The sequence below is a fragment of the Thermogutta sp. genome (genome assembly GCF_014359955.1).
Taxonomy (GTDB): domain Bacteria; phylum Planctomycetota; class Planctomycetia; order Pirellulales; family Thermoguttaceae; genus Thermogutta.
This window is the reverse complement of sequence record NZ_JACIYL010000885.1, coordinates 1-1,709: the sequence shown is the minus strand read 5'-3', so window position 1 is coordinate 1,709 and position 1,709 is coordinate 1. Positions and strand designations below refer to the sequence as shown.

Sequence of the window (1,709 nt, the reverse complement as noted above, 5' to 3'; positions counted from 1 at the left end):
AGGCGGAAAAACATCAGGAAACTGCCGCGATCTCTGCTGATCTGTTGGGCCGAATCGCGATGCGGCGCGGCGACTTCGAAGCCGCGGAGGCCGCCTTCCGTCGGGCACTTCAAACAAACCCCGCCGATCCCGTCGCGGAGAATCATTTGATTCTGGCCCTCTTTGCACAAGGGAAACGCGAAGAAGCCTTCGACCTGGCGAGGCTGCGGAGCGCCCATGAAACCACGGCTGTCGTTCCCGCATGGATTCTCGCGTTCGGCAACAGCGACGGTGAAAAATTGTTCGTCCACCATATGCTCGATCGATTGGGCGACTTTGAGTTTGAAATGCTGGAGGCCGTTCATTTTCTCAAGGATCTTGGTCAGGATGCGCTGGCCACTCGCCTTGCCGAGATTGTCACGGCGGATCCGGAGGCCGTGCCCAAGCTCTCGGCGATGAGCTACTGGACGCTCGCATGGTTACTGGACGGGCAGGGCAAAACAGAAGCGGCCAAGCAGATGCTGACCCGGGCGGTACAACACAGAGTGCCTAAACGGTTTGCCTCGCGTGTGGAAGAGATTCCCATCCTGAAGTACGTTGTGGCCGCTAATCCTGGGGATGGTCACGCGTGGTTTCAGCTTGGTTGCCTGCTGGCCGCGCTGGGCCGTGTGGACGAGGCGGTGCCTCTCTGGAAACGGGCCGCAGAACTGGAGCCGTCAAACAGCGTGGCCTGGCGCAATCTGGGATTGGAGGCAGCAGCCCGGGGCGATCTCGCTGCCGCGGAGAAGTATTATCGGCAGGCCATCAAATCAAATCCTAAGGACCAAACACTCTATCGCGATCTGGCCGAGATTCTCGTTGCAGCGGGTCGCCGAAGTGAGGCCATCCACCTTGTTGAAACCATGCCGCTCTCTGGCGTGCGACGGAGCGACCTTACCGTACTGCTGGCCCAAATGTATTTCGATAGCGAGCAATACGATGACTGCCTGCGGGTGCTGGAAAATGCCCCCTATTTCACTAACTGGGAAGGGCAGGACATCGTGTGGCGGCTTTTCAATCGTGCCCATATACGTCGGGGTCAACAACGGATGGACCGCGGCGATCTTCGTTCCGCTCTGGCTGATTTTGAAGCGGCTCTCACTTACCCGAAGAACCTACATGTTGGGCGATCCAACAAACCGATCGAAGCGCCCGCGCGATACTGGCAGGGAATCGCCCTCGCCAAGCTCGGTCGCCTTGAAGAAGCCAAGGAGGCGTGGCAGGTCGGGGCGAGCTTGCCTTCCGTTCCTGGAGAGCAGGACGAATATCGAGAGAAGTGCCGCAAAGCCCTTGAAGAGTTGCCGGAGGGCGTGGGGGCGCAGCGGATTTTTCTCTTCGAACCCGTTTACCGTTGTTTCAAAATTGAGCGTGACCTGGAATTGACCGGCGATCTCGACGATCCACTCTGGCATGCGGCACCTGTGGCCGAGCTCAGTGAGCCAATCGCAGGGAAGGCACCGCGTCACAGGACGCGAGTGAGACTCCTCTACAATGACCGGTATCTGTACGTGGGGTTTCAATGTGAGGATGATTTCGTCTGGGGAACCCTCCGGGAACGCGATAGTCCCATCTACGATGAGGAGTGTGTTGAAGTTTTTCTCTGTCCAACGGGGAATCCTCGGCTCTACTACGAATTGAATGTGAGTCCCCTCAACACGGTGTTCGACGCATTCATCCTCAACGGGCGTCCA

At 58.2% G+C, this 1,709-nt stretch carries 1 protein-coding gene; it reads left to right on the top strand.

Annotated features, from left to right (window positions below):
* Window positions 1–1,709, top strand: a 1,709-nt coding sequence (locus H5U08_RS17895) for a tetratricopeptide repeat protein (protein ID WP_297036238.1), incomplete at both ends; no start/stop codon positions are given.